The 25,189-nt window shown below is 37.8% G+C and carries 19 protein-coding genes and 3 pseudogenes; 4 read left to right on the forward strand and 18 right to left on the reverse strand.

Annotation, left to right across the window (positions count from 1 at the left end; genetic code table 11):
* Nucleotides 1-52 precede the first annotated feature (52 nt).
* Together H0S70_RS09450 and H0S70_RS09455 are read right to left on the reverse strand one after the other, a co-directional pair.
* Nucleotides 53-853 carry a DDE-type integrase/transposase/recombinase gene (locus tag H0S70_RS09450; RefSeq protein WP_188320612.1) on the reverse strand — a complete coding sequence of 267 codons (801 nt, stop codon included), beginning with the start codon at nt 851-853 and terminating at the stop codon, nt 53-55.
* Between the two features lie 20 nt (nt 854-873).
* Complete coding sequence (locus tag H0S70_RS09455; protein WP_065721349.1) at nt 874-1,230, reverse strand: transposase; 357 nt, start codon at nt 1,228-1,230, stop codon at nt 874-876.
* Nucleotides 1,231-1,400: 170 nt separating this feature from the next.
* Between H0S70_RS09455 and H0S70_RS09460 the strand changes: the two are divergent.
* Nucleotides 1,401-1,622, forward strand: a pseudogene (locus tag H0S70_RS09460) (FAD-dependent oxidoreductase); the annotation flags it as partial.
* A gap of 134 nt (nt 1,623-1,756) precedes the next feature.
* Here the strand turns inward: H0S70_RS09460 and istB are convergent.
* Nucleotides 1,757-2,500 (reverse strand): IS21-like element helper ATPase IstB, encoded by a 744-nt coding sequence (gene istB / locus H0S70_RS09465; protein WP_188320613.1) that lies wholly within the window; start codon nt 2,498-2,500, stop codon nt 1,757-1,759.
* Nucleotides 2,501-2,549: 49 nt separating this feature from the next.
* Entirely contained in the window at nt 2,550-4,103 is a 1,554-nt protein-coding gene (gene istA, locus H0S70_RS09470) for an IS21 family transposase (protein WP_188320614.1), read from the reverse strand.
* Nucleotides 4,104-4,197: 94 nt separating this feature from the next.
* Here istA and H0S70_RS09475 point away from each other — a divergent pair, with 94 nt between their 5' ends.
* The 3 genes and pseudogenes from H0S70_RS09475 to H0S70_RS09485 all read left to right on the forward strand — a co-directional run.
* Nucleotides 4,198-4,689, forward strand: a complete 492-nt coding sequence (locus H0S70_RS09475; RefSeq protein WP_228453708.1) for an FAD-dependent oxidoreductase — start codon at nt 4,198-4,200, stop codon at nt 4,687-4,689.
* Nucleotides 4,690-4,750: 61 nt separating this feature from the next.
* A complete protein-coding gene (locus H0S70_RS09480; protein ID WP_123249586.1) occupies nt 4,751-5,632 on the forward strand; it encodes an IS982 family transposase in 882 nt (293 codons plus the stop codon).
* A 16-nt stretch (nt 5,633-5,648) separates the two neighbouring features.
* A pseudogene (locus H0S70_RS09485) lies at nt 5,649-6,452 on the forward strand (dihydrolipoyl dehydrogenase family protein); the annotation flags it as partial.
* A 7-nt stretch (nt 6,453-6,459) separates the two neighbouring features.
* Here the strand turns inward: H0S70_RS09485 and H0S70_RS09490 are convergent.
* The 14 genes and pseudogenes from H0S70_RS09490 to bshC form a co-directional block, all read right to left on the reverse strand.
* Nucleotides 6,460-7,806, reverse strand: a complete 1,347-nt coding sequence (locus H0S70_RS09490) for an IS5 family transposase (RefSeq protein WP_088263474.1) — start codon at nt 7,804-7,806, stop codon at nt 6,460-6,462.
* Between the two features lie 205 nt (nt 7,807-8,011).
* Complete coding sequence (locus H0S70_RS09495) at nt 8,012-10,057, reverse strand: heavy metal translocating P-type ATPase (RefSeq protein ID WP_188320615.1); 2,046 nt, start codon at nt 10,055-10,057, stop codon at nt 8,012-8,014.
* Nucleotides 10,058-10,075: 18 nt separating this feature from the next.
* Nucleotides 10,076-11,332: an efflux RND transporter periplasmic adaptor subunit gene (locus H0S70_RS09500; RefSeq protein WP_188320616.1), complete on the reverse strand. Its 1,257-nt coding sequence runs from the start codon at nt 11,330-11,332 to the stop codon at nt 10,076-10,078.
* A 1-nt stretch (nt 11,333) separates the two neighbouring features.
* Complete coding sequence (locus H0S70_RS09505) at nt 11,334-15,698, reverse strand: CusA/CzcA family heavy metal efflux RND transporter (RefSeq protein WP_188320617.1); 4,365 nt, start codon at nt 15,696-15,698, stop codon at nt 11,334-11,336.
* A 138-nt stretch (nt 15,699-15,836) separates the two neighbouring features.
* Complete coding sequence (locus H0S70_RS14585; RefSeq protein ID WP_317173143.1) at nt 15,837-16,163, reverse strand: DUF6660 family protein; 327 nt, start codon at nt 16,161-16,163, stop codon at nt 15,837-15,839.
* Between the two features lie 165 nt (nt 16,164-16,328).
* Nucleotides 16,329-16,688: a hypothetical protein gene (locus tag H0S70_RS09510; RefSeq protein WP_123249276.1), complete on the reverse strand. Its 360-nt coding sequence runs from the start codon at nt 16,686-16,688 to the stop codon at nt 16,329-16,331.
* Nucleotides 16,666-17,091, reverse strand: a complete 426-nt coding sequence (locus H0S70_RS09515; RefSeq protein WP_228453709.1) for a hypothetical protein — start codon at nt 17,089-17,091, stop codon at nt 16,666-16,668. The genes H0S70_RS09510 and H0S70_RS09515 overlap by 23 nt, the downstream gene beginning before the upstream one ends.
* Before the next feature lie 215 nt (nt 17,092-17,306).
* Nucleotides 17,307-17,426 (reverse strand): annotated as a pseudogene (locus tag H0S70_RS14725) (IS982 family transposase); the annotation flags it as partial.
* A 130-nt stretch (nt 17,427-17,556) separates the two neighbouring features.
* Entirely contained in the window at nt 17,557-17,685 is a 129-nt protein-coding gene (locus tag H0S70_RS14500) for a hypothetical protein (protein ID WP_262891112.1), read from the reverse strand.
* Nucleotides 17,686-18,029: 344 nt separating this feature from the next.
* Nucleotides 18,030-19,634: a phosphoenolpyruvate carboxykinase (ATP) gene (gene pckA, locus H0S70_RS09520; protein WP_188320618.1), complete on the reverse strand. Its 1,605-nt coding sequence runs from the start codon at nt 19,632-19,634 to the stop codon at nt 18,030-18,032.
* Between the two features lie 129 nt (nt 19,635-19,763).
* Nucleotides 19,764-20,669: a GYDIA family GHMP kinase gene (locus H0S70_RS09525; RefSeq protein WP_188320619.1), complete on the reverse strand. Its 906-nt coding sequence runs from the start codon at nt 20,667-20,669 to the stop codon at nt 19,764-19,766.
* 10 nt (nt 20,670-20,679) lie between these two features.
* Nucleotides 20,680-21,555: an ACP S-malonyltransferase gene (gene fabD / locus H0S70_RS09530; protein WP_188320620.1), complete on the reverse strand. Its 876-nt coding sequence runs from the start codon at nt 21,553-21,555 to the stop codon at nt 20,680-20,682.
* A 93-nt stretch (nt 21,556-21,648) separates the two neighbouring features.
* Complete coding sequence (locus tag H0S70_RS09535; protein WP_188322222.1) at nt 21,649-23,562, reverse strand: LysM peptidoglycan-binding domain-containing protein; 1,914 nt, start codon at nt 23,560-23,562, stop codon at nt 21,649-21,651.
* Nucleotides 23,563-23,601: 39 nt separating this feature from the next.
* Nucleotides 23,602-25,188 carry a bacillithiol biosynthesis cysteine-adding enzyme BshC gene (bshC, locus tag H0S70_RS09540; protein WP_188320621.1) on the reverse strand — a complete coding sequence of 529 codons (1,587 nt, stop codon included), beginning with the start codon at nt 25,186-25,188 and terminating at the stop codon, nt 23,602-23,604.
* Between the last annotated feature and the right edge of the window lies 1 nt (nt 25,189).

The following is a 25,189-nucleotide window of genomic DNA, read 5'->3' on the forward strand; positions in this document are numbered from 1 at the left end:
AAAAATTTTTTGAGCTTTGAGGGCTCAAAATTTTTCAGAATAACTTTTCAACTTACACAGTTAGTGGGACGCTACCGTAATAATGATGCAGTTTCACCACATTTTTCATCGTCCTGTGGTAGCGTTCAATCTTGCCTTGTGTCTGTGGATGAGCGGGTTTTCCGTGGATTTGCTTCATGCCGTGATTATCGTGTAAATACTCCTTTAATCCCTCGGTAATATAGCAAGAACCGTTGTCCGATAGAAGTTTCGGAACTTGTCCTTTTCTTAAACCTGCTTTCTTCACAGCTCGGTCAATGGTTCTTTGAACATCATTCACCTTCATATTTCGGCACAATTCCCAATGAACGATATAGCGGCTAAAATCGTCAATCACCGTGCTTAGATAGTACCAGCCCCAACCCAGAATTTTAAAGTAAGTAAAATCCGTCTGCCACATTTCGTGAACAAAATTGGTTTTATCCTTAAATTCATTCGAGGCAGAAATCAGGATGTGCGATGGAGCCGTTATCAGTCCTCTTTTCTTTAAAATACGGTAAACACTGGATTCTGAGATAAATACACCCTTCTCATCGGTGATTTTATGAGCCAGTTCTCTGCTGGAGAGTTCAGGATAATTCAAAGCGATTTCTACCACCAGATTTTTCTCTTCTTCAGGAATGTTGTTCCACTGCCTTCTGCCAGAAGAAGGGGAAGAATGAAATCCCGCTTCACCTTTCTCAAGGTACAGATTATACCACTTGTAGAAGGTGCTTTTGTGAATGCCAAGTTCCCTGAGCGTCCTGTTGACGCCGATTTCACTACGGGTAACCATTTGGATGATTTCCAGTTTTTCTTCAGGTAACAACCTCATATACTTTCTGTATTTTTCGGTTATTCCAGAATTTCCAAACTTTTTTTTACAATGTCGTAGCGGATAACGAGGTCGGCGACCGTCTCCTTGAGTTTTCGGTTCTCTTCCCGAAGCTGAGAGACTTCTTCGGAGGTTGCCTGGCGAAGAGTATCTCCTGAGAGTTGCTTTTTACCGGCTTCAATGAACTCCTTATTCCATTTGTAGAAGGTAGATTCCTGAATAGCGTGCTTGCGACAGAGTTCGGCTATGGAGGTTTCAGCCCGAAGGGCTTCCATCACAATTAGGATCTTTTGTTCCGCGGTGAAAATCCTTCTGGTTTTTCTGCGGATGTCTTTTAAATAATTTTCAGGATTACTGATTGGTTTTTTGGCTGTCATAATAAATCAAATTTAATGGTTTTTTTTGTTCTGTTTATTATGAAAACACTATCTTAGTTCTGAACTAAATCGGTACACTTTTTGCTGACGATTTACAGAAAACTGAATTCTCGTGACCAAAGGTCAGGTTCAGGTTTTTTCTACCTTAACTAACTTAAAAAAATACGAATATGGAAAAATTTGATGTAACTATTATAGGGTCTGGCCCGGGTGGGTATGTAAGTGCCATCCGTTGCGCCCAATTGGGATTAAAAGTGGCCATTGTTGAAAGGTACAGCACGTTGGGCGGTACCTGTCTTAACGTGGGCTGTATTCCGTCAAAAGCTTGGTTGGAAGCTTCTGAGCATTACTACAAACTCAAGCATCAATTCGAAAAATTTGGGATTGATGTTAAAGTGCAAAGTTCGGTGTAATTGACCACCTAGATTCGGTTTAAAGTGACCATGTAAGTTCGGTTTAAATTGACCACCTCTTTTTTGTGGTAAAAACGACTGTTTTTCATGTGCTAATTTGTATTCAAATATAATTAATTTTCGGCTCTGTTTATACCTCTTTTTTTGCGCATCGATTCCCCCTTCAATTCGAGGCGGTGAGATTGATGGATCAGCCGGTCTAAAATAGCATCGGCTATGGTCTTTTCACCGATGATATCGTACCAACCCTGAACCGGGATTTGCGAAGTTACGATGACTGAACCATTGTTATGACGGTCTTCAATGAGTTCTAAAAGAGTTATTCTGTTTTGACTGTCTAATGCCTGGAGGCCAAAATCATCCAATATAATCACCTCCTGGCGTTGTATTTTGGCCAGTTCCCGAAGATAAGATCCATCTGCTTTTGCCATTTTCAATTTAGCAAACAATTTATTGGTGTTAAAATAACTGACCTTAAAACCCTCTATAGATGCCTGATAACCAAGTGCGGTGCCTAAATAACTTTTGCCTACGCCCGTACTTCCGGTGATCAAGATGTTTTCATTTTTCTCTACAAATTCGCATCCAGCTAAGCGCAGCACCAGATTGCGGTCCAAGTTTCGGGACTGCTCGAAGTTGATACTTTCGATATTCGATTTATAATGGAATCGTGCATTCTTGATGCTTCTTTCGATGCGCCTGTTGTGCCTTTCATCCCATTCTGCATCGATCAGCATCGAGATAAACTCATCAAGCGTGTAATGATCTGTTTTGCCACTTTCAATAGCGGTTTTAAACGCATGATGCATTCCGTAAAGCTTCATTTGCTTCATTTTGGTAACGGTAGATTCGTTCATAATTTTTAAAATTTAATTTTGTTAATGTCTAAGGTCTAAGGTCTAATATCTAGTTGTAATACTGTTTTCCACGGATATTCCCATGGATTGGAAGTTGCTGTTCCGACTCTGATTTTTGTTCAAAATCAATTTGGTCTAAATTGTTTTCTAATATTTTCTGGATCGTTTTAAAGCTGTAAATTTTAAAGTCCAGAGCACGTTTACAGGCATTGATCAATCGCTCTCTACCTACCTTTTTTTCGAAGTTTAATATTCCCATACAACTTTTATAAGCTTGTTCAGGATGATTTCTGCTCTCGATAATTTGGATAATATATTCACCAACAACGGGATCAATTTCAGTGGCCCAATCAATAAATCGCGACGGACTCCAATCGGACACAAATTGATGCGTACTGGCTAAATGTTCAGCATTGGTGGTATATACGTAAGGTTTGTAATTGCGCTTATGAATCGCAATTCTGTTGTATTTGTGGAAGATTTCTACGGCGGAGGAAGTGTATAAAAGCTTGACTTTTTTCTTGAGATATTGATATGGAACGCTGTAATAGTTTTTGTCCTGACTCAAGAGAACGTGCCCATTCTGCATCACCGTTGCGTGCGACTGGTATTTAATCTCAAAATGCGCTTCTGGAAGTGGATGAAGGTTTTGCTTTTCATCTTCTAAAAACAGCTCTTTGCGGGAGTAAGGACGTGCGGTGAGTTTACTATCGTTGTGCGTCTTTAACAGATCCCAAATTTGTTGGTTTAATTCTGCTAATGAATAGAATGGAGTTTCTTTTAAATGGGCATAAATCCGTCGGTACAAGATCTTCACAGCGCCTTCTACCAAAGATTTATCTCTAGGCTTATAGGCTCTGGCAGGTAAAATGATGGTTCCATAATGCTCTGCAAGGTCGGCGAAGGTTTCATTAATGGTGGGTTCAAAACGGCTGCTTTTGATGACCGCAGATTTTAAATTGTCAGGAACAATGGCCGCGGGAACGCCCTGAAAATAGTGCATCGCATTTTCTACCGAACGTACAAAATCTTCCTTTTGCTGGCTCATCGAAGCTTCTGCATACGTATACTGGCTCGCTCCCAGGATGGCCACAAAAAACTGTACGCTTTTGATCTCACCACTCTTTTTATCGGTAATAGAGAGGGTTTTGCCAGCATAATCCACATACATTTTATCACCGGCTTTGTGATTCATGTGCATCACAGGATTCACCCGCTTTGCCCATATCTTGTAGTGATGCCGGAATTGGGTGATCTGAAAACCATCGGGATACAAAGCGATATACTGCTCCCAAGTTCGATAAATAGTAACTCCTACCTTTTTTAATTCCCGTTCCATCACCGGAAAATAATCGTACAAAGTCTGTAATTTGGGACTTACGGATTCCTCAATAGTATGAGAAAACAAAAGTTCAAGTTCTGCATCTGTCTTTTCGTTAATGATCTCAAAACTTAATCCAAGGACTTCAAATAACGAAATATACTTCTTTACGGTGTTTCTGGAAAGCGATAAGTAATTGCTGATAAACAACTTACTCTTCCCATTGCTATAAAACTTAAGGACTTTTCTAATTTTACTCATGTCTGTTGTTTTATTGGCCATAATCCGTATTTTTTATACGAATTTATGACGCTAACAACATGAAAAAATCAATCGTTTTTAACTGAAAAAATCAACCAAAATCCAGGTGGTCAATTTGCTCCGAATCCAGGTGGTCAGTTTGCTCCGAAACTGGTGGTCAATTTACTCCGAATCTTGGTGGTCAATTTTTCCGTTTTTTCCAGTTAAAGAGGCCAATGTCGATATCCTGAAAATGAACCAAAGGGTTCAAGATGTGGTACAGGAAATCATCAATGGCGTTGATTATCTGATGAAAAAGAACAAGGTCACCGTTTATGAAGGCCACGGTATCATCAAGGATAAAAATACTATTGAAATTAAGGGCGAAGATAAAACGGAAACCATAGAAACCGATAAAATCATCATTGCCACCGGATCCAAACCCGCTTCACTGCCCAATATTGAAATCGATAAAAAAAGGATAATCTCTTCCACCGAAGCCCTTGCCCTACGGGACATCCCCAAGCATTTAATGGTCGTTGGCGGCGGCGTTATCGGGGTCGAGATAGGTTCCGTATTCGCCCGCTTGGGTTCAAAGGTTTCTATAGTAACTCGTAGTGCATTATAAAAAGGTTATTCATAATACGAAAAAAAATCGTATATTGTATTGAATACCAATCTAATACACTATGAATAACCTAGATGCAATTTACGATTTTATTTTAAATGAATTAAGAAAATTAACCTTAAATGAAAATTTTTATTTTAAACCTATTAAACCAAAATTGAGTGATTTAGAACTTATTGCCATAAATATTTCTGCAGAATATTTATCAATAGACTCAGAATATCAGTTATTTAGATATCTTTCAAATTCAAAACTAAATGGAATGATAGAAAGAAGTGTTTATAATCGCAGGAAAAGAAAACTCTTCTTGCATATGGAAAATATCAGAAAGATTATGGTTGATAGATTTCATGATCTTGAAAGGATTTTTATTGTAGACTCAATGCCTTTAGAAATTTGCAAAAACGCAAGAGCAAACCGCTCTAAAATCTGTAAAGAAGATGAATTTTCATTTCCAAGCAAAGGATATTGCGCTTCTCAATCGAGTTATTATTATGGCTACAAATTACACGCTATATGTTCTGTTTCAGGAATATTTCAAAGTTTTGATATTTCTACTGCAAGCATTCATGATATCCATTTTTTGCAAGACATAAAGCATCAAATAAACAATTGCACATTAATCGGAGATAGAGGTTATTTATCAACTCAAGTACAAACAGATTTGTTCAATTATGCAAATATAAAATTAGATACACCTATGAGAAGCAACCAAAAAAATTATCACAAGCAGAAATACATTTTTAGAAAATCAAGAAAGAGAATCGAAACGCTATTTTCTCAACTTTGTGACCAATTTAAAATCAGAAATAATTATGCGAAATCATTTAATGGTTTTAAAACCAGAATCTTAAGTAAAATTACGGCTCTAACTTTTATTCAATTTGTAAATGTTTTTGTTTTTAATAGAAAAATGAACAAAATTAAAGTATCTTTAATTTAATAATGCACTACGAGTTATAGTAGAATATTTTGATAGCCTTATTGCCACTATGGATGGCGCACTGGGACATCAATTGCACCGTTCCCTAAGGAAACAGGGAATTGATTTTTATTTGGAACATAAGGTGACAAATGCAACGGCAACTAATGGCAAAGTGGCGTTAAATGCGGAAAACCTTTCCAATAAAGAAGAAATGAATTTAGAAGGCGATTACTGCCTTATGGCCATTGGCCGAAAACCATATACCGCCAATTTAGGGCTTGAAAATATAGGAGTGGAAACCAATGAGAATGGACAGATAAAGGTAGATGAAAACCTCGAAACCAACGTCAAGGGAGTATATGCCCTTGGGGATGTAATCCGAGGGGCAATGCTTGCCCATAAAGCCAGTGAGGAAGGCGTTTTTGTAGCCGAACGGATTGTTGGCCAAAAACCCCATATCAATTATTCGCTTATCCCAAATATCGTGTATACCCAGCCAGAGGTTGCAGGAGTAGGATTGACAGAGGAAGAATTGAAGAAGGCCAATAAAACTATAAAAACAGGATCTTTTCCATTCAAGGCCAATGCAAGGGCAAAAATAAGTATGGATACCGATGGCTTTATCAAGGTTATAGCCGATAAACAGACCGATGAGATATTGGGCGTGCATATGATAGGCCCCCGCATTGCAGACAGTTATACCGAAGCGGTGGTGGCAATGGAGTTTAGGGCATCTGCCGAAGATGTTGCACGGATGTCGCACGGGCACCCCACATTTTCCGAGACCTTTAAAGAAGCCTGTCTGGCAGCTACCGAAGACAGGGCATTGCATATTTAGTCGTTCCTTAACAATATAAATATTTTCTTTTTATTGTGAAAAAATATGCAGCAAAGAGGAAATTCTGCAAAGAAAAATATAGCCAACGAAGATTGGCTTTAAGAATCTCCATCATTTTCTTCATATTCCAGGCAGTTGCTGCTAGGAAGGCATTGATTTGAGGCCCCGTTTCTCCCATAAAGTAATTTTTAGCCAGCCTGAAATCAGTTTTTAAATGTCCGATGATAGGCTCTATGGCAGCTCTGGTTCTGAATTTTTTGCGCTTTGTTTGTTTCTGGTAGAGGGTGTCTTTTTTTCTCGGTGGACCTGGAATGGAGATTTTCACTCCTTTTATTTCCGATTTCCCTTTTCCGCCACGGTCGTAAACCAGTTCTTTGGGAAGGGGTTGGCCACCTGTTTCCATTTGTTCCAAAAGTGGTTCAATGGTGTGACCATCATAAGGGGTTTGTAAAAATGCTTTAATTGCGAGAATGATTTTTTTTCCTTTATTAGCGGTGGTGATCAAGCCCACTTTATTCCCGAATTCGTATTGTTTATGCGCTTTTCCTTTGGCGATGCATTGGGTAAAAGGTTTGTGCAGGCTGTAAATTTTATCGGTACCTTTTCTTTCCTGAGTGACGGCTTTGGAGTAAAGAGCGAGTAAATCTTTGTAGAATTCTTTTTGTTCAGGAGTAAAGTTGCGCTCCAGTTCGCGTACCATCCTCAGGGCAATAGTCTTTAATCGTCTTGCAGATTTTCTTGCTCCTTTGGCTCGCTTAGGATGTTTGCCATTATAGGTGTCACGAACCAATTGTTTACTGACTTTCGTGTAGCGTTGTCTTTGTTTTATGCCTTCTTTTTCGGCTATTTTGTTGCAATAATCAATTACTTTCTTGCACAATTTTGCATCGGTGGGAAAAGTGGTATTATTCTCCTGAACAGTAGTGTCTGATAAAACAAAGTTCGAGGTCTTCGTCTTTACATCGTGCATCCTTACGCTGTAGGCGAAGATTTTCTCAATTCCCTTCTCGCCAATTCTTTTTCGGAAATGAACCAAATTGCTCGGGTCACACGGAAACTCGTGTTCAAAGAAAACCCTGCCACAAAAATATTGCATGTAAGGATTCATAATCCAGGCTTTTTCTAAAGTCTCATCGCCCAAATTGTAAAGGTGTTTCAGAAGCAGACAGCCCACCATAAACCGGATCGGATGGCTTGCGTTTCCTTTCTTGGAATATAGGGAGGCGAATTCTTTTTCAAAATAATTCCAATCAACTTTTTCTGCAAGCAAAACAAGTTCGTGCGTATTATCAATAAAATCTATCAACATAGGACGGAATAATTCTGGCAGTTTCTCTGGATTTTTTCCCAACATATTTGCAAGGTTTTAAGGCTCTAAGATACAAAAGCCTGCAAGAAAACACAAGTGAAATATTGATTAAAACACTAATATTCAATATGTTAAACACATTTTAAGGAGCGACTATTTAAGGCTCAACCATCTAGTTGAGCCTTAAATATGAAGTTATAAATGTACTTTTACAGCATCTCTGTTTTTTTAATACTTATAAATAGCATTATTAAAAAGTCATTCTTTGAATTCTGACAGCATTTAATATAGCTAATAGAGCAACTCCTACGTCAGCAAAAACGGCTTCCCACATTGTGGCTAAACCACCTGCGCCAAGTACTAAAAAGATTGCTTTTACAGCAAATGCTAAAATGATATTTTGCCAAACTATTTTTTTTGTTTGCTTTCCGATATTGATTGCCATCGGTATTTTGCTTGGCTTATCATCCTGGATAACTACATCTGCAGTCTCAATGGTTGCATCACTTCCCAATCCACCCATTGCAATACCTACATCACTCAAGGCAACAACAGGAGCATCATTGACGCCGTCTCCTACAAAGGCAACTGTTTCATTTTTAGCTTTGATTTCTTTGACCTTGTTGACCTTATCTTCAGGAAGCAGGTCTCCATAAGCATTATCAATACCGATCTGCTCAGCCACATATTTTACTACAGTTGTCTTGTCACCACTTAGCATAGTGGCTTTTACATTCAAGCTATGAAGTTTTTCAACTGCTTGCTTTGCATCGTTCTTGATTCGGTCGGCAATGGTAATGAAACCTGCAAACTTCCCATCATATGCGATAGCAATCACCGTGTATACGATTTTGGAAGGATCTACGTCATAACTGATCTTGAATTTATCCAATAGTTTAAAATTACCGACCAAGATTTCCTTCCCATTAGCTATAGCTTTAAGCCCATGCCCTGCAATTTCTTCAGTATCCTCTAAATTGATTGAATTGTTGATCTCTCCTACAAACTCGTGAACAGCAGTAGCCACAGGATGAGTACTTTTACTTTCAACAACATTGACCAATTGGAGAATCTCATCTTTGTCAAATCCATCTTTAATGGTAACGTCCTGAACTTTGAAAACACCCTCTGTCATAGTTCCGGTCTTATCCATTACCACATTCTGAATCTCCGCGATCTTATCCAAAAAGTTGCTTCCTTTAAATAATATACCATTGCGACTCGCTGCTCCGATACCTCCAAAGTAGCCAAGCGGGATAGATATCACCAATGCACACGGACAAGAGATCACTAAGAATATCAATGCTCTGTACAACCAATCTCTAAAAACATAATCATCAACAAAGAAATAAGGTACAACGCAGATAAAAACAGCTAACGCAACTACGATCGGTGTATATATTCTCGCAAATTTTCTGATAAAAAGTTCAGTCGGAGCTTTTTGAGCTGTTGCATTTTGCACCAGTTCAAGGATCTTACTGAGTTTACTGTCCTCATAAGCCGTATTGACTTTCACCAAAGCCACGCTGTTCATATTGATCATTCCGGCTAACACCGTTTCTCCTTTACTTTTAGAATCGGGTTTACTTTCCCCAGTTAATGCTGCGGTATTGAAAGACGCAGAATCGGAGATCAATTCACCATCTAATGCAAGTTTTTCACCTGATTTTAACTGGATTGTATCTCCTATTTTTGTCTCAGCGGCCTTTATTTTTTTTGGTTGATTATTTTCAATAATAGTTACCTCGTCAGGACGTTGATCTAAAAGTGCTTTTATATTAGTCTTAGCTCTCGACACAGCCAAAGTTTGAAAAACCTCACCTACAGCATAGAACAACATAACCGCCACTCCTTCTGGAAATTCTCCGATGATGAACGCCCCTATTGTTGCAATGCTCATAAGGAAAAATTCTGAAAACACATCACCTTGTTTGATACTTTCAAATGCCTCTTTTAGAACCGGTAGGCCTACCGGTAGATAAGCAACACCGTACCAGACAATGCGTACCCAGCCTTTAAACCACTCCTGCGGAAAAAAGTTATCCAGTACGATCCCTATCAAAAGTATAACCAGAGAAACAATTGCTGGTAAAAACATTTGAAATGTATTTTTCTCACCATCGTTATGGTCGTGTCCATCATCGTCACTGTGCGTTTCAGATTTATTATTCTCTGTAGAGCAGCAGCTATCGTTATTAAGCAATTTTTTGGCACCTGCGTCTTTGTAAATTTTGCCTTCCTGCGCTGTACAACAAAGCTGGTTTCCTTCCTCGTCGTAAATATGTTTGTGTTCCATTACAGTTATTTTAAAAATTTAATCTTCGTGTTCACCTGAATTACTCAGTTTAGCATTGACAAAAAATGCGCCTTTTACTACTATTTCAGCATTTGCCGGAATTTCATTGACAGCTGTAATCGCCGTGTAACCCATATCAGAAGAACCTTTCACAACTTCTATCTTTTCGAAATTAGTCATTTTTTCTTCTTTGTTAGATATTTTCTTTTCATTTAAATGTTCATCTTCTCCCTCTTCTTGATGCTCTTCAGCCTTTTTATCTGTTTTGATAAAAATGAAATATTTGCTGTCCGCTTCTACAATAGCTTCATTGGGAACCGCAGGCGTGGTACTTTTATCGAGACTTACGATTCCTGTGATATTCATTCCGTCGATCAATCCTGATTTGTTTCCCGTTACAGAACAGTGTACCGAGATTGTTTTGCTGTCGTTTTCAAAGGATGAACCAATGCTGTAGATTTTGGCATCGTACTCGGTTTCAGGATTATTTGTTAATTTAAAATGAACGATTTGTCCCACTTTCACTTTTGGTAGATCCTTTTCAAAAACCTGCAAATCAAGATGCAGGGAACCATTATCTATAATTTCCGCAACGGGCGATGAGATGTCAACGTAACTTCCAATTTGTGCAGAAATAGTACTTATCGTTCCACTGATTGGTGACGTGATCACTAAACCGGATCGCAAATTTCCATTATTGACATTTGCGGGATTGATGCCCATAATTTGAAGCTGTCTCTGCAAAGATGATCTTTGTGTTCTCAGGGTTTTCAGTTCAGCATCTGAACTCTGAAGGTTCTTCTTTGCGCCGGCATCATTATCAAATAATTCCTTTTGTCTCCTGTATTCCTGTTCTGCAAATGCAATCCTGCTTTTCACGGTCAGGTATTGCTCTTGCAACTGAATGTATTCCGGATTTGAAATGGAGGCAATTACCTGTCCTCTTCTTACAAAATCCCCGATCTGTACATTCAAAGTTTTAATAATCCCACCATACATTGATGTGACGGTCGCTTTATTATTGTTCGGAACTCTAAGTGCTCCATTGGCTTTGATGGTAGAAGTCAGTTCTTTCATCTCGATTTTGCCCAGAGTGATGCCCACCGCTTTCATTTGCTCTTCAGTCAAGCTAGCGATAGTCTGTGGGGCTTCTTCACCGTGTTCTTCTGCCTGCTCAGTTTTGATTTCGCTTTCCGATTCTGTGTTGGCCTCCTTCTTTTCACAGCTCATAAGAATAACAAAAACGAAAGCAGTATAGATGATATTTTTTTTCATATTATTTATTGATTAAAGAGTTAATGATGACTACAGACTGATTGACCTGTTGAATGGATTCCAGATACTTTAGCTGAATATTGGTTGCAGTCAGCAGAGCGAAAAGATATTCGACGTAGGAGATTTCTCCGGTTTTGTAACCGAGCTGACCTGCTTTTACAATTTTTTCTGCATTTGGAATAGCCTTACCTACATAATATTCATATTGCTGCACATCCTGCTTATATTGCTCTAAGGCATTCTCAAGTTGAACTGTCAATTGCCTTTGCTGGAGTTTCGCATTGGATTCTGCCATTTGCTTCTGATAATCCAAAGACTGAATTCTTGCTTTGGTTGCTCCAAATGTCAACGGTATTGATATACCAATGTTGGCAACATTAAAACGGTTCCCTGCATTATAATATTTTTCCTGCCCATTGACGGTATGAAAGCCAATGATCGATTGATTCGTATAGCCCAAACTGAATTCAGGTAAGCCCTGCGATTTTTCTACATTTTTATTTTTCTCGGCAATTTCCATTTCCTGATAAAATGCTTTGACGGTTGGATGGCTGGAAATCGCTGTACTGTCAAGAACATATTCCGCTTTCATCGGTTCATAATTTTCTTTAAACAAAACCTTTATATCATCGTCTGTATTTAATAGTGCTTTCAGATTTTTGTATGCATTATCAAGATAAATTTTATTCTGATTTAGCAATAGACCGATCTCCCCTTTCTGAGTTTCTGCTGTACTGATTTCAATTTTTTTGATGTCACCTGCATTGAATCTGACAGTGGCTATCCTGATAAAATCCTGATAAAGGCTGTCGAGCTTCATCAGTTTGGTCTGGTTGTAGTGCAGATATTCAATCTGGTAAAAATAAGTTCTGACCTGCCTTGCAACTTCGTTGGCGGTGATGTCTTTACTGATCTGTTTAGCTTTAATCTCTTCTGCAATCAGGTCTTTTCTGGCTTTAAACAAAGTCGGAAATGGGATGCTCTGCGAAATGGAAAACGACTGGTCAAACTTCGGACTGTTGTATTGTCCAAGCTGCGCACTGAAATTCATTTTTGGAAGTTCATTGGCTGTGGGTTTCAAAGCTTCAGAAACTTTAATATCCAGATCTTTCGTTTTTACTGAATAATTATTACTCAAAGCTATTTCTGTCGCCTGCTCCACCGATAATGTTTTTATATTTTGAGCATTTAAAGTTTGTCCGACAAGTAAAAATCCTACAGCGACAATCGTGGTCAAAGGTTTCATTTTAAAATGATTCTTTCTGAATTTTGTATTGAAAATAATGTACAACATTGGCAAAACAAATAATGTCAGGAAAGTCGCAGTGATCAAGCCACCTATAACCACTGTTGCCAAAGGTTTCTGAACTTCCGCTCCGGCTCCGGTTGAAATTGCCATTGGAAGAAATCCTAAAGAAGCTACAGCTGCGGTCATCAGAACTGGTCTTAGTCTGGTTTTTGTACCTTCAAAAACCCGCTTTAGAATATCTGTTTCGCCGTCTTTCTCCAATTGATTGAATGTTCCTATTAAAACAATCCCATTAAGAACGGCAACGCCAAACAAAGCGATAAAACCAATCCCAGCGCTGATACTAAATGGCATATCTCTTATCAATAATGCGAAAATTCCGCCAATTGCACTCATCGGTATTGCAGTAAAAATTAATGCAGCCTGCTTAAATGAGCGGAATGTGAAGTATAACAAGAAAAATATCAGGAGTAAAGAAACCGGAACCGCAATCATCAGTCTTTTGCTTGCGGCTTGGAGATTTTCAAACTGACCGCCATAAGTAAAGTAATACCCTGAAGGTAATTTCACTTGCTTATCCAACTTGGTTTGAATATCTTCTACTACACTTTCCACATCCCGGTCTTTCACATTGAATCCAATGACAATCCTGCGTTTCCCTTCATCTCGGCTGATCTGTGACGGGCCGAGTTTGTAGCTGATATTCGCTACTTGTGAAAGTGGGATCTGGTTCCCGGTACCAGTTGAGATCATCAGATTGTTGACATCATCGATATTGGTTCGGTGAAGACTGTCGAGTCTGACTACCAGATCAAAACGTCTTTCGTTCTCAAAAACCTGACCAGCAGATTTTCCTGCAAAAGCTGTACTTAAAGTATTGTTAACATCCTCAATACTTAATCCATAGTTTGCCATTCTTGTACGGTCGTACTCTACATTGATCTGTGGCAGCCCGCTGATGCGTTCAATTTGTGGAGCAGTAACCCCATCAACAAATTGAATGACTTTGCCAACCTTATCTGCGTAAATTGCAAGGGAATCCAAATTTTCACCAAAGATTTTCACCGCCACATCCTGACGGATTCCAGTCATCAATTCATTAAAGCGCATTTGTATAGGCTGGTTTTTCTCGAAAAATACACCGGGAATCAATTCTAGTTGTTCTGAAATTTCGTCCGCTAATTCATCATAAGATTTATCACTTTTCCATTCTTTTTGTGGCTTTAAAACAATGATCAGATCTGTAGCTTCAAAAGGCATTGGGTCGGTAGGTACTTCGGCAGCCCCTGTTTTTCCCACCACCATTTTTACCTCATCAAATTTTTTGATAATTCTAGAAGCCTGCATTGAAGTCTCAATGCTTTGCGACAGGGAGCTTCCTTGAGGCAAGATGCAATGAAAAGCAAAATCGCCTTCCTGTAACTGTGGGATAAATTCGCCACCCATTCGACTGAATAAAAATAGGCTCACTGCAAATAAAAGTACCGTAGCGGAAACAATTATACCCTTGATTTTGATAGCTCTTTTTAGTAATGGCTGATAGACACCCTGTAGTTTATTCATCAGCTTATCTGAAAAAGTTTCCTTTCGTGATATTTTTTTTGATAAAAATAATGCGCTCATCATCGGGATATAAGTCAGCGATAGGATCAAAGCTCCCAAAATAGCAAACCCTACTGTTTTTGCCATCGGTGTAAACATTTTCCCTTCAACACCAACCAAAGTTAAAATAGGAATGTAAACGATCAGAATGATGATCTCGCCAAATGCCGCACTATTTCTGATTTTTGAAGCAGAAAGAAAAACTTCTTCATCCATTTCAGTTTGCGTCAGTTTTTGAGTAGATTTCCGTAATCCTAAATGGTGAAGTGTTGCTTCCACAATGATGACAGCTCCATCGACAATCAATCCGAAGTCGATTGCGCCTAAACTCATCAAATTGGCACTGACCCCAAAAACATTCATCATCCCTAATGCAAAAAGGAGCGATAACGGAATCGCTGATGCAACGATCAATCCCGCTCTTAGATTTCCTAAAAATACGACCAAAACAAAAATAACAATCAATGCACCTTCAATAAGATTTTTCTCAACCGTATTAATTGCTCTTCCAACAAGATCTGTACGGTCTAGAAATGGCTCTATAATCACATCATTTGGGAGTGACTTCTGGATCGTCGGAATTTTATCCTTAATTAAATTGACAACTTCATTACTGTTTGCGCCTTTCAGCATCATAACAATACCACCAACAGCATCTACCTGACCATTATAGGTCATTGCTCCATAGCGAACTGCACTTCCAATACGAACATCAGCTACATCCTTAATGAAAATAGGGACATTTCCTTTGTCATTCTTGACTGCTATATTTCTAATATCCTCAAGCGAAGTTACGACGCCGATTCCACGAATGAAATAGGCATTTGGCTTTTTGTCGATATAAGCACCGCCCGTATTCTGATTGTTTTTTTCTAATGCACTGAAAAGGTCTGTGATGCTGATTCCCATTGCCCTAAGACGGTTGGGATCGACAGCCACTTCGTACTGTTTCAGTTCTCCTCCAAAACTATTGACTTCTGCAACACCGGGAGTTCCGTTCAGCTGTCTTCTTACGATCCAATCCTGCATTGTTCGCAGTTCTTTGGAGGAATACTTTTTCTCGCTGCCTTTTTTCGGATGGAGAATATACTGGTAAACTTCCCCTAAACCAGTGCTGACTGGCGAAAGCTCAGGCGTTCCAACGCCTTTCGGGATTTCTTCGGAAGCTTCCTTCAGTTTTTCAGTTATGAGCTGACGGGCAAAATATACATCAACATTTTCCTTAAAAACAACGGTAATAACCGATAGACCAAACCTTGAAATGCTCCTTGTTTCCTCGATATCGGGAATATTGGCTATGCTCTGTTCGATTGGGAACGTAACCAATTGCTCTACTTCCTGTCCTGCCAGTGTCGGGCAAACTGTAATGATCTGAACCTGATTGTTGGTAATATCCGGTACAGCATCAATGGGTAATCTCGTAGCACTCCACGAGCCCCATATAATCAACAACAAGGTCATTACGCCAATGATAATCTTGTTCTTGATGCTAAATTTTATGATTTTATCTAACACAGAATTTAATTTAATTTTTTTAATAGAAATTGCTGTTCAATAATGAGCAGAATCTGTCCGAACATCATTAAGAATACAGCAAACATAATATTGAAGACAATGCATCAACTACAGAGTCTTTCAAAAAATCAATAAAAATTAAATTTTGGGAGGTTGCCAAATGTGGTCATAAACCTGATAGGCAATATTATTCTTGTGAAAAAGAATTTTTTTGGAAAAATAGAATTGAACCTGCAAAGGAATTTCTAGCAAAGGTTCTACCTTAAATGCAATAACACTTACATGGCTACAGTTGCACATGCAAAAAGGAGAACAAGTACCATCATTACTACCCGGCTGGGAATTTTCGGTACTTATGGAAATCTCACTATGATGACCTACAACAAGCTGCGTTTCAACATCACTGCAAGGAATGATAAGCAGTGCGATGAAATAGAATGTCAATATGAGTCTTAAAATTTTCACTTTACAAAAGTAATAAATTTTAATTTATGTTTTACTTTTAGTAAAAACTATCTTATAAGGAGTTGGAGGTGTAATTCACAAAGAACTCAAATAGTCGATACAATACATTACCTCATTTTTTCTAATTACCAAATTAACTTAACCCTCCAACTGCTTGATAATTCTTTAATGATTTTCCTTACTTGCGTTATATCCATCTTTAAACCTCAGAAAATCTTCCGCTTTTTTAGGATTATTCTTGATCCATAACTGCATTATTTGAGTGTTTTCTCTCAAAATTGTTATCTCATTTGCATCGTAGATTTTTTTTCCTTCATCAGCAATTTCATTTAAAATATCTTGGCGTAGTTCACTTTTGGCTTTGATGCTTTCTTTGTACCAATTGGTTGAGAAATTAATGGAGGCGATCAGTACTAAAACCGCAAAGACAAAAACTCCAATTCCGCTCCAAATAAATTTCTTCTTCCATCGTATATCCTTTCCTAAACCGTCCAAATAATCTTTAGTTTCTTTTGAAAGAACCATTTCTGTCTGGGCAGGAATAGTCGTTTTCCTTCTCATCTAAAAACTCCTGATAAATTCTAAAGAAATCACTTTTAACTGTTATTTTTTTGAATTTTTCATCAAATCTTTGTTTAAGAATATCAACGGTAAGTTCTTCATTTATGTTCTTATATCGATTAACAATCCCTGTAAAAAAACTACTATATCTATCCAACTGCATTTTAACACTTCGATGAATCTCTGCCCTTTTAGTTCTTCCGTTTAGGTCATTAGGTTGCCTACCTTCAAAATCCCATTCGATTGGTTTTATTTTCTCACCAGTAGAATAGATAAAATTCTTACTTTCATTGTTGAAAAATGAACGGAAATAAATCAGAGTTTCCTTTGTACCATTGGGTTGCTTGAGTTTAAAAGTGTAATTCATCAGGTGCCAGTTTAGGTGCTACTTCTTCTATATTTAGACATAAAAACTAAGTATATTAGTTTATACAAATATAGTTAAAATGCTGATAAATAGAGAACTTACATATTTTAAGTTACGTTAAAATATGTAAGGTTCGAAAACCTCCAACTCCACCAACTTAAAAAAAATCCATCTCACAACCGAGATGGATTTTTTTCAAATAACCTGATTTCGGTTTAAGCAAAATTCAGAAATAATGGACCGTCATTTACTTTTTGGAAGTTAAATAAAGGATTTTTTGGAAAGAAACTATAGGCGGTAAGACTTCCCAAAAGATTCATCATGAAATTTTTCACAATTAGTTGATTATCACCTTTCTATTTCCGAGACAGAGTTCGTAAGCAAAAAAAAATGGTAGCACAAAATGAGTTGGATCAATGTAAAAAAGACCTATAAAGATCTACCTCCCTTTTTTGATGTCAGACTTTAATTACTTTTGCGGAGAAAAACATCATTATTCTCCGCAAAACATGCGGAGAATAATTCGTATTCAACCACTACCAACTCACCTACTCGTTGATTTTCAAAAAGCGGATCACCAATTTCAAAAAACATTTTGCCATCCCAAAAATAATTCCTATATTAGTATCATTATTCCAATAAAGCAGTATTTTTGAGTGGTAAAGGATAAGATTTCTTACCATCTCGTTACAAAATTTTTCTTGTTCCTATTGCTTTCATTTTTCCTTAAATTTTAGGTTCAGTTTCATAGGCATGAAACACGAGTTTCTTCAGACTGATACTGCAGTTTCATAGGTATGAAACTCTGTAAAAATAGGCATGTTTTTTTGCAGCTTTACTATAGTTATTTTTACCGCTCTTTTAGCTGAATAAAAATCATCAAAAAAATTCCCCTAGCTACGATAACTAGGGGAATCTTTGTACAAAACAATTAAAAATTAAAGTTGTGGGCCTGCAGCTACCAACCTGTTCCCTTCTTCTGTATTGCAGTATTGTTCGAAGTTTTTAATATAACGTCCGGCCAAGTCTTTCGCTTTTGTTTCCCAATCTGAAACATTGGCATAAGTGGCTCTTGGATCAAGGATTCCTTCAGTTACATTGGCTAAAGATTTCGGAATTTCAAGGTTCATGATAGGAACAATGGTTCTTTCGGCCTCATCAACAGATCCATCGATAATCGCATCGATAATCGCACGGGTATCTTTCAATGAAATTCTTTTTCCGGTTCCGTTCCAGCCTGTATTTACCAGATAAGCTTTTGCACCGTGCTCTTTCATTTTCCCAATGAGGGTTTTAGAGTACATGGTTGGATGCAGCGTCAAAAACGCTTCCCCAAACGCCGGTGAAAAGGACGGTTGTGGTTCTGTAATTCCTCTTTCAGTTCCTGCAAGTTTTGACGTATAGCCGCAAAGGAAGTGATATTGCGCTTGATCTTCATTTAAAATTGATACTGGAGGCAATACTCCGAATGCATCTGCTGATAAATAAACGATTTTTTTAGCGTGACCAGCTTTAGAAGGAAGTACAATTTTATTAATATGATAGATTGGGTAAGAAACTCTAGTGTTTTCTGTGATAGAATTATCTTTATAGTCTATTTCGCCATATTCATTTACCACTACGTTTTCTAATAAAGCATCTCTCTTAATCGCTCTGAAGATGTCTGGTTCTTTTTCTTCAGTAAGGTCAATTACTTTTGCATAGCAACCACCTTCGTAGTTAAATACACCATTATCATCCCAACCGTGTTCGTCATCACCAATTAAATATCTTTTTGGGTCTGCAGAAAGTGTAGTTTTTCCTGTACCAGAAAGTCCGAAGAACAATGCTACATCACCTTCTTCTCCTACGTTTGCAGAGCAGTGCATAGAAGCCATTCCTCTTAATGGAAGATAGTAGTTCATCATTGCAAACATACCTTTTTTCATCTCACCTCCATACCAAGTTCCTCCGATAATTTGGATTCTTTCTGTAAGGTTAAACATTACAAAGTTTTCAGAATTTAATCCTTGAGCTTGCCAATCTGGGTTCACTGTTTTAGAACCATTCATCACGATGAAATCTGGAGTTCCGAAGTTTTCTAACTCATATAATGATGGTCTAATAAACATATTTGTTACAAAATGAGCTTGCCATGCAACTTCCATTACAAATCTCACTTTAAGTCTTGTATCTGGATTAGTACCACAGAATGCATCTACTACATATAATTTTTTAGAAGTAGAAAGCTGTTCTAAAACTAATTCTTTACAAGATTTAAAAATCTCTGGAGTTGTAGGAAAATTAACTTTTCCGTCCCAACAAATAGTATCTTTTGTTACATCATCTTTTACGATATATCTATCTTTAGGTGATCTACCTGTGAAAATACCCGTTTTTACAGCAACTGCGCCTGATTCTGTAAGAGCTCCCTTTTCGAAACCTTTATTCTTAGCAGAAATTTCTGCTTTAAAAAGTTCTTCATAGGTTGGATTATACACTACTTCGTGATAACCTGTAATACCTAGATCATGTAGCTCTTGAATGATTTTAATGTTTTTCATAATGACTTAATATTTCTGATTCTTTTTAATAAAACAAATTTACCTATTATAGGTTATTAAAATGGTTTTAAAACTACTGATATTTGTCAGAATTCACAAGAAAATTTAAATTTGGTATAACGCTGGATATCAGCCAATTATTTCGTCCCACGAAAACACAGCCTCAAAACCTTTTCCCGAAAAATAGTCTTTGAAACCGGGAAATTTAGCACTCATCACAAAATCACCGCCCCAGGCTCCCAAACTTTTGACGAAAGCAGGACAGTTTTCGAAATATTTTTCTTTAATGGTTTGAATGCCGAGAAAGGCTGAAAGTTTTCGTTCGTGAACTTCCATTAACTGCGAAAAATATTCTAAATTTTCACATGTCATTACTTCTTCAGTAATCCACGAAAACGCTTCAATCAGTTCAGGTGATTTGGGTTTAGCACGGTACATTTCAATGCCTTCGCGGCTGTCCTGTTTCTGATTGAGATGAATGAAAATAAGTTCATTCTTAAAAACAGGATTAAAATCTACCGCTTTAATGAGTCTCTCCCCATCAGTTTTCTGATAAAGAATGGCAGATTTTGCTTTAGCCACAGCAACATCATAACCGCTGCCGCCCAAACTCAATTCATTCAGTTCGAAAGCATCAATGCCAGCCCAACCTGCGAGATTATTCATCAGTGTCGAACTGCTTCCCAACCCATAATCAGCCGGAAACTGCAGGTTGGTTTTTAAATGATAAGATGAATCTGATCTGAACTTAATATCCGAGAGCTTCTGCACATTCTGCAAAACTTTCAGGACAAATGCTGCAGCCTGCGGAAGGTTAGTCGCTGCAATTTCCCAAGTTTGATAATTGATCTTGGCATAAAGCCATAATTGATCTTGGTGATAAGCTTCCCAAACCACTTCAGATTTTGCATCATCATTGGATTCAAAAAAAAACTCTTGCCCCCATTTTGTAGGTACGGCAAGAGCTAAAGCTCCGTCTAAAACGGTATATTCGGAAGTGAGCAATAATTTTCCTGGTGAAAATAGTTGACCCATTTTTTTTTAATTAAATTGCGGTTGAAGCGTCTACTTCGCTGTTGATTTTCTTAATCAAACCTTGCAAAGTTTTCCCAGGACCTACTTCGATGAAAGTGGTAGCTCCGTCTTTGATCATATTTTGAACAGATTGGGTCCATTTTACAGGCCCTGTAAGTTGTTTGATCAAATTTTGTTTAATTTCCTCCGGAATCGATACGGCAGTTGTGGTAATATTTTGATAAACCGGAATGGTAGGATTTCTGAATTTGGTTTTTTCAATCGCTGCGGCCAGTTTTTCTTGAGCAGGCTGCATCAATGGGGAGTGGAACGCTCCGTTTACCGGAAGCATCAAAGCGCGTTTCGCTCCTGCTTCTTTCAATTTTACGCAAGCTTCTTCTACTGCTGTAGTTTCTCCCGAAATTACCAATTGTCCCGGACAGTTATAATTCGCAGGAACCACAATTCCTTTGATAGATTGGCAAATTTCTTCTACTTTTTCGTCTGGAAGGCCTAAAATAGCAGCCATAGAACTTGGGTGTGCATCACACGCTTCCTGCATCGCATTTGCACGCGCAGCAACCAATCTTAAACCATCTTCAAAAGACAAAACTCCGTTGGCTACCAAAGCAGAAAATTCACCAAGAGAATGTCCTGCAACCATTTGTGCGCCTTGTCCGTTGACGATTTTCAATACGGCAACTGAATGGATAAAAATAGAAGGTTGGGTAACCTCAGTTTTTTTCAGATCTTCATCCGTTCCTTTAAACATGGTGGAAACGATGTCGAAACCTAAAATATCATTGGCAGATTCCATCAGGTCTTTGATGTCTTTACGGGAATCGTATAATTCTTTCCCCATCCCGACAAACTGTGAACCCTGCCCAGGAAATACAAGCGCTTTCATATAGATTTATTAGCAAAAAAATTGTTGCGGTTAATCATTCGAAAGATTAACTCCTTATTATTAAATTTATTTATTCTCCTTTCGGGATTTATCTTAATTAGAAACTAAACGAACGACGCGGTATCCTTTGTTAACGTACGCACCGGATTTGGTTTTCTCAAACTCGAATTTCGTAGCAAGTTGGGTTTGCACCTTGTTCATTTGTTTGAAAATTTCGCCTTTTTTATTCTCGCGGCTCAACATATCATTAACCACATCAAAACCGATCACTGCATATTTAGAAGGTGTTTTGCAATATTTTTCTTTGTACGCAGCCAAAATTTCTTTTTCGTAATCGCCTTCAGTATTGATTTTTCGATCCATTAGATATACTAAGTTTACTTGGCTTAGCGCATCCTCTTTTTTCTCAAAAATCGGAGAATAATACATACTAAAAGCCTTGATACCGTTGGTTTCTTCAGCCAAAGCGATCATTCTATTAGCAAAAGCGTCGGCTACAGCATCCTTGTCATTCGCCAAAATAGCAATCACGGGAGCAGATTGTCCAGTCATCATGTTTTTATCTACTTGAATATCCGCAGCTGAATTGACGATAATGACATTCGGGTTTTTCAATTCTTTTTCAAGATTTGTTTTCAGATATTTTGCTTTGGTTTGATCTTCATCCGCGAGAATGTAGATTTTCTGATCAGAATATACGTCCTTAGTTTCCTTCACGATGCGATCTGCATATACCATCTCATTGGTTTCGATAAGGATAAGATTATTGAATTTATATAAATCTTCAGAATTAGCGAAAGGAGCAACCACGGGAATTTTCGTTGATTTCACGTAATCCAAAACCTGCAAAACACTGGATTTGAAAAACGGCCCGATAATTAAATCGGTATTATCAGCATTGATTTGTGTCAACGAATTTTTGAAACTTTGTTCGTTTCCGGCGTCAATCACCTTAATGTCCAGCTTTTGTCCTTTTTGTACGTTTCTTTCAATAGCGAGTTTTGCTCCGGAAAGGAAATCGAGGGAAAGGGTTCTGTATTTAGAGTCACCAGTATCAAATCCGAAAGGGAGCATCAACACTACATTCAATGCGTCTCCTGATTTCTTGACATATCCCGCGTCTAATTTTTTGATTTTTAAAACCATTCCGGTTTTTAAACCTTGAGATAAATTAGGATTTAAACTAAGCAATTCGTCTAAAGAAATCCCGAACTTATTTAAGATCCCGAAAACAGTATCGCCCGCCTGAACGGTGTATGTCACGTAATCATCTGCTGTAGAAGTACTTGTGTAAGTATTTGCAGGTTTATTTTTTTCTACTTTCTCCTCAACAGCTTTTTCAGAAACCGTTGAAGAAATTGCGTTTCCTTTTATTTTAATAACTTCTCCCGGACGCAAACCTTTTTCTTCTAATCCCGGATTGAGGGCGAAAAGTTCCTTTTGGGTTAGGTTAAACTTTCGGGTCAGTTTATAATAATTGTCTTTTTCTTCAATAGTGTAAAGATCATCGCTGGTCGCTTTTTCCTCTTTTTTCACCTCTTCTACTACAGGAACTGTATTGACTTCTTCCGGTTTTACAGCAACAGCTTGGCCGGCCCCGAATTTGTTGATATTCTCCAACGGCAACACTACTTCATCCCCAATTTTCATGTGACTGTCCAACTCAGGATTTAAACTTCTAAGCTCTGCCTCGCTAATTTGATATTGCTTGGTGATTCCATAGATGGTTTGCTTTGGTTGCAACACTATTTTTCCCAATTGGGCAGTCGCAGTAGCTTTCGCCGGTACTGCTTTGGTTTGTGCGCCGGTTTTACCCACTACCAAAACTTCTCCTAATGCGAGTTTGCCATCTTTCACCTTTGGGTTTTTTTGGTAAAGTTCATCCAAACTCAATCCATATTTTTTGGAAATATTGTAAGGAGTATCTCCTTTTACAACTGTGTGCGTCTGGGCAGATAAACCAGAAAAAGCGATTAAACTTGAAATTATGAATGATTTTTTGAACATCATATTAAGATAAATATTTACAAAAATACTGCTTTAAAATTAAATGGAAACAATAATTAATTCCGACTTTTCCACGTTCATTTCTTGGTAACAATTTTGAAGCCATTCTCTACCATAGTCAGCATAGAAAACTGAGAAGTTAAAAACTCTTTCCTGCCATATTTTTCCGGGATGGATCTTCAAAAATAATTTTTCAAGTCGTTCTAGTTTTTCCTGTTGTTTTATTTTTTCCGCACGAAGCAATCTTTTTCTCATTCTTTCAAAAGATTTCAACTGACGCGTTCTTTCGGCATCTACCAAAGAACCGAAACTTTTATCTGTTGTTTCCGCTTGATCGGAAATGGCCTGAAACTGCTGGTTTAATGTTGTTTCACTTTGATTGAGAAGAGAAAGAATTTCGTTTTTTTCCAGAAGAATTTTTTTGGTAACCGCCGCAAAATCCCTAAAAAAATCATCTAAGGAAAGTCCTAATTTCTCCGCTTTTTTCAAAGTTTTTTCATCTGTAAAAAGCAAAGAATTTCTGGGAACCAAAACCGGAAAAGGCAACTGAAGGGATTCGAAATACGCTTTCAGCTCCAGCCAATACATAATTTCGGCATTTCCGCCGACATATACCAAATTCGGCAAAATAGTTTCTTGATAAACCGGCCGCATCAACGCATTGGGACTGAATTTCTCAGGATAATGCTCCAATTCAGCAATGATTTCTTCTTTAGTAAACGAAATTTCAGTATCTACAACATGGTATTTTTCATCACGGAATTCAATTCTGTTGCGGGTTTCCGAGAGATAAAATAAATTAATTTCCCGCGGATTTACCTGTACTTTTCCGTACTTTTCGGTAAGAAAAGAAACGGTATTTTGGGTGGTTTCAAAAAGATTTTGATGCAAAAGTTCGTTTCGGAAAACGTCGGTCATTTCTTTTTTCAATTCCGGATGATCTCCGTCAATGATGATTAAACCATACTCTGCAAAAAGCTCCTGAACCAAAATTCTCGTTGCTTGAGAAAGGGTATTTCCTTTTCGGTAAGCCTTTTTCATCAACAAAATAAGTTCAGTGCCGAAGACCGAATCCTTAAATTCTTCTTCGAATTGTGAAATGAAAAAATCGTCTTCCACTAAAATCCTTCCTACTGATCCACCAGCTTTTGCCTTGATTTCATAATAATGATTCTCCGTTTTGAAATGATTGATTTCCTCAAAGTCATGATCTTCCGTTGCCATCCAAAATACAGGAACGGCCTTATGATCCGGGAATTTTTCATTAAGAAAATCGGCCATTTTTATGGTTTGCAATATTTTATAGATAAAAAAAACAGGTCCGGAGAATAAGTTCAGCTGATGCCCCGTTGTCACGGTAAACGAATTCTCGTGATTTAAATAAGACAAATGAAGTTTTTGTTTTTCAGAAAGGTTAGAAGAAGCGTGTTGCTCATCCAAAACTTTTGAAAGTACAGCCCTTGACTCTTGTGAAAAACTGCCTTTTTTGAGCAGAAACTGCTTTTCAATATTTTTTAGGTTGAAAGTATCTTCCTCGAAACCTTCGATCTTCTGCGTGAGAAAATCCTTGATCAGCTGTGGAATGCTTTCAATTTCTATAAACGGGATATTTTTAATTTTTTTCAAA

It is taken from the genome of Chryseobacterium manosquense (assembly GCF_014623485.1).
Classification (GTDB): domain Bacteria; phylum Bacteroidota; class Bacteroidia; order Flavobacteriales; family Weeksellaceae; genus Kaistella; species Kaistella haifensis.